Raw genomic sequence first — 3,954 nt, forward strand, 5'->3', positions numbered from 1 at the left:
GGCCAGTGCCCGCAGGGCGGGCGCCGCCGGCGCCTCGCGGCGGCGAAACGTCCGCCAGGCACCGAGGCCGACGCCGAACGCGGCGAGCCCGGCGGCGAGCGCCCGCCAGGGCGAGGCCGGGGCGGGGGGCGGGCCCGCCTTCACGGCTGCGGTCCGGCCGCCGATGATGCGGGCCGGGATCTCGGCCTCGCGCATCACCCGCGCCTTGGTGTCGAACCACGGGATGGTGATGGCCGAGAGCGTGATCGGCTCGGGCACGCCGGGGCGCACGTCCCAGCGATAGGTCACCCGGGCGACGGGACCCGCCGGGGTGATGCGGGTCTGCCGCTCGACCGGGCCGGCGAAGGTGAGGACGCCGCGGGTGCGCAGAACCGGCCGCGGCGGCAGGGCGTCGGCGGTGAGGCCGCTCGCCTCCAGCGTCACGGTGCGGCGCGCCGGCTCGCCGAGCTTCAGGGTCTCGGGCTCGGGCTCCCAGGCGTCGGTCACCGTCAGATCCCGGGCCGGCAGCCACCAGGGCTCGGCCGCGTCGGGCCCGCCCGGGCCCTGCCAGGCCGCGACCGCGATCGGCAGGGGAGGGGAGCGGACCTCGACCACCCGGCGCTCGCCGTTGTCGACGAGCGTCAGGCGATGGACGAAGGGATCGACCGTGAAGCGGCCGGGCCCTTGCGGAAACACCGCGACGACCCGCTCGAAGCTGCGCGCCTCCTGGCCCTGGATCGTCGTGCGGGACCAGCGGTCGCGGCCGAGCTGGGTCCAGCCGAAATGCGGCAGGCTCGGCTGGCGCAGCTCCTCGAGCGCGATCTGGGCCCGGTAGACCCCGTGGATGCGCAGGAGCACCATCTCGCGCGGATAGGGCTCGGCCGAGCCCGGGGTCTCGGCCGTGACCGTGAGGGTGAGGTCGCCGTCCTCCAGCGCCCGGGCGGGCGCGGCAAGGAGCACGGGAGCGGCGAGCGCCAGCGCGAGCACGCTTCCCCTCACCATGGATGGCGTCACCATGGGTTGCTCCCGGGCTGCACGGCGGTGCCGTCGGCGCGCCGGCGGGTCTGCTCGGCGAGGATGCGCAGGCGGACGAAGCGGCCGGGATCGTCCGGCAGGGTCGCGAGCCAGTGCCGGTCGGGGCGGATCTCCCGGGCCTCGAAGCTCTTCGAGACCCGGCGCACCTCGCGCTCCACCACCTCGGACACGCTGGCATTGCCGCCGCCCTGGCGCCCGCCGCCCTCGGCGTCGCTGGCCGAGCCGCGGGCCTGGCCGCGGCCGGGATCGACCGCCCGCTGCTCGGCCTTGCCGGTGCGGGCGGCCTTGGAATTGCCGGGCGAGTCCGCCGCCGAGGAGGCCTCGCGGTGGCCCGCCAGCCCTTCGCCGGTCGAGGCGGTGCCGGCATCGTTGGCGTCGGATTCGGTCTTGGTGGCGTAGCGGGTCGTCGCGTCGGCCTGGGCGTTGGCCTCGCCGGCGGTGCGCCCGCCGGGAGCGTCGGGCGTGTCGAGGAGACGCGCCATCAGTTCGCGGTTGGCCTTGGCGTCCTCGTCGGACGGGTCGCGGACGAGCGCCGCGTCGTAGGCGGCCATCGCGCCCGTGAGGTCGCCGGCGAGCGCCAGCGCGTTGCCGCGGTTGTAGGGCGAGCCCGCGAAGGCCTCGGCGGCCTCGGCGTAGCGGCCGGCGGCGTAGAGGGCGGTGCCGCGCCAGGCCGGATCGTCGCTGATCGCGGCGGCGAGGCCCGGCATCCCGGCACCCAGCAGGAGGCGGGCCAGCGCCGCGGGCTCGATCGTCAGCCCGACGAGGACGAGGCCGCCGGCGGCGAGAAGCGCGATCCGCATCAGGCGCTCCGCCGAAACAGCAGCAGGACCGGCAGCAGGGCGAGGCCGGCGAGCCAGCGGCCGAGGTCGCGCCAGGCCAGCACCGCGTAGCCGCCCTCGGCGAGGTGGCGGGCGAGCGTCTCGGAGATTGCCGCCAGCACGGGAGCCGGGGCGTCGAGGCTGCCGGCGCTGCCGCCGCCGAGCGTGGCGAGGCGGGCCATCCCGGCGCCGTCCGGCCGCGGCGCTTCGGGCGGCAGGGCGGGATCGGTCACCAGCACGGTGTGGAGCCGGTGGCCGTCCGCGGCGAGTGCGGCGACCTCGCGCGTCGCGGCCTCGTCGAGGCCGCCGCCGTCGCTCACCAGCACCACGTCGCCGGTCACCACCGCGCCCTCGGCCAGCGTCCGGCGGGCGAGCGCGAGTGCCCGGGCCGGGTGGCTGCCGCGGTCCGGCACCGTGGCGCCGTCGAGGGCGAACAGGATCGTGCCGAGGGAATCGCGGTCGGTGGTCGGCGTCGCGGCCAGGTAGGCGTCGCCCGCATAGGCGACGAGGGCGACCGACCGGGTGCCGGCGGCCTCGGCGAGCGTCTGGGCCAGCACCCGCATCTCGCCGAGGCGTCCGCCCTCGGCGACCGAGCGCGACAGGTCGAGGCACAGGATCGTGGCGTCGAGGTTGCGGAAGCCCGCCACGTCGCGCCGCTCCAGCGCCGGGCCGGCGAGGCCGAGCGCCAGGAGGGCGCCGGCCAGAACGAGAAGAACCTGCCCGCCCCGGCGCCCCGGCCGCACCGCCCCGCGGGCCGCGAGCGCCGCCATCAGGTGCGGCTCGACCGCCCGGACCCAATCGCCGAGCGGCGCCGAGCGGTGGGCGGCGCGCCAGGCGAGCAGCCCGAGGAGCGGCAGGGCGAGGAGCCACCACGGGCGCAGGAGCGTGACGGCTTCGGTCATGGACACGTCCTCACGCCGCCCTCCGGGTCAGCAGCAGGGCGAGCGCCGCGAGCAGGGCCACGGCGCCGGGCCAGGGCCAGAGGTCGCGGCGCAGCGGCACCGGCGGAGCCCGGTCGCGCCCGCCCTCGAGGGCGTCGATGCTGTCGGCGACCCCGGCGAGGTCGTCGGTGGTGCGCACCCGGAAGAAGCGGCCGCCGCTCGTCGTCGCGACGTCGCGCAGCGCCTCCGAATCGACCACGTCCTGCTCGCCGTTCGCGTCCGCGAGGTCGCGGGGCCCGAGCGCGATGGTGTGGACCCGCACGCCGAGCTCGCGGGCGAGCACGGCCACGTCCCGCGGGGTGGTCTGGCCGGCATTGTTGGCGCCGTCCGAGAGCAGCACCACCACCTTGGAGGGACCCGGCAGGGCCTCCAGGCGCTTCAGCGCCAGGCCGAGCCCGTCGCCGATGCCGGTCGAGCGGCCGACGAGGCCGATCTGCGCCTCTTCCAGCGCCCGGGCGACGGCCTTGGTGTCGAAGGTCGGCGCGGCGGCGACGTCGGCCTGGTCGGCGAAGATCACGAGGCCGACCCGGTCGCCGGTCCGGCGACGGATGAAGTCGGCGCCGACGCGCTTGACCGCGGCGAGACGCGAGGAGGTGCGCCCGTCGAGGGCGAAGTCGATCCGCTCCATGCTGCCCGAGAGATCGAGGGCGAGCACGATGTCGCGCCCCGAGGCCGGCAACGCCGCGCCGGGCAGGACCAGCCGCGGACCGGCGAGGGCGGCGACGAGCGCCACCCAGAGGAGCCAGGTCAGAGCCGCGCGGCCCCGCACCCCGACGGTGAGCGGCCCGCCGCGGTCGAGCCCGGCGACCAGGGAGGCGGGAACGGCGAGCGCCCCGCTGCCCCCCGGCCGCGGCGGCAGGAAGCGGGCGGCCAGAAGCGGCAGCGGCAGCAGCAGGGCGGCGAGCGGCGCCGCGAAGTCGAGGGAGGCGAGGCCGGCCATCGCCGTCAGGCCCGCAGGCCGGCGACGAGGCGGGCGAGCCCGGCCTCGGCGGCCGACAGGTCCGGCACCGGCCCCGGGGCGTAGAGGGCCTCGGTCAGGACGCGGCCGGGGCCGCGACCGAAGAAGTCGGTGCGCAGGGCGGCATCGAGCCCCGCCGGCCCCTCGACCCCGAGGCTGCGGGCGAGCCGCCGGCTGAGGCGGGCCAGGGCGAGGCGGCGCTCGGCGGGCGGCAGGGCGCGGG

At 77.9% G+C, this 3,954-nt stretch carries 4 protein-coding genes and 1 pseudogene; all 5 read right to left on the reverse strand.

Features of this window, described 5'->3' with window-relative positions; genetic code table 11:
• Window positions 1–996, reverse strand: a 996-nt coding sequence (locus HPY23_RS24755; protein ID WP_200649689.1) for a BatD family protein, incomplete at its 3' end; no start/stop codon positions are given.
• Window positions 990–1,814 carry a hypothetical protein gene (locus HPY23_RS24760; RefSeq protein WP_236017703.1) on the reverse strand — a complete coding sequence of 275 codons (825 nt, stop codon included), beginning with the start codon at window positions 1,812–1,814 and terminating at the stop codon, window positions 990–992. The genes HPY23_RS24760 and HPY23_RS24755, both read right to left, overlap by 7 nt.
• Window positions 1,814–2,734, reverse strand: a complete 921-nt coding sequence (locus HPY23_RS24765; RefSeq protein WP_091882868.1) for a VWA domain-containing protein — start codon at window positions 2,732–2,734, stop codon at window positions 1,814–1,816. Before HPY23_RS24765 ends, HPY23_RS24760 begins: the two co-directional genes overlap by 1 nt.
• Before the next feature lie 10 nt (window positions 2,735–2,744).
• On the reverse strand, window positions 2,745–3,713 hold the full coding sequence (locus HPY23_RS24770) for a VWA domain-containing protein (RefSeq protein WP_091882865.1): 969 nt from the start codon (window positions 3,711–3,713) through the stop codon (window positions 2,745–2,747).
• A gap of 5 nt (window positions 3,714–3,718) precedes the next feature.
• Window positions 3,719–3,954: pseudogene (locus HPY23_RS24775) on the reverse strand (DUF4381 family protein); the annotation flags it as partial.

Origin of the sequence: Methylobacterium ajmalii (assembly GCF_016613415.1) — a bacterium.
Classification (GTDB): Bacteria; Pseudomonadota; Alphaproteobacteria; order Rhizobiales; family Beijerinckiaceae; genus Methylobacterium; species Methylobacterium ajmalii.

Bases quoted from the DNA above. Each gene is read 5' to 3' on its own strand.
- HPY23_RS24770 (WP_091882865.1), bottom strand. From the start codon at position 3,713: ATGGCCGGCCTCGCCTCCCTCGACTTCGCGGCGCCGCTCGCCGCCCTG.
- HPY23_RS24765 (WP_091882868.1), bottom strand. From the start codon at position 2,734: ATGACCGAAGCCGTCACGCTCCTGCGCCCGTGGTGGCTCCTCGCCCTG.
- HPY23_RS24760 (WP_236017703.1), bottom strand. From the start codon at position 1,814: ATGCGGATCGCGCTTCTCGCCGCCGGCGGCCTCGTCCTCGTCGGGCTG.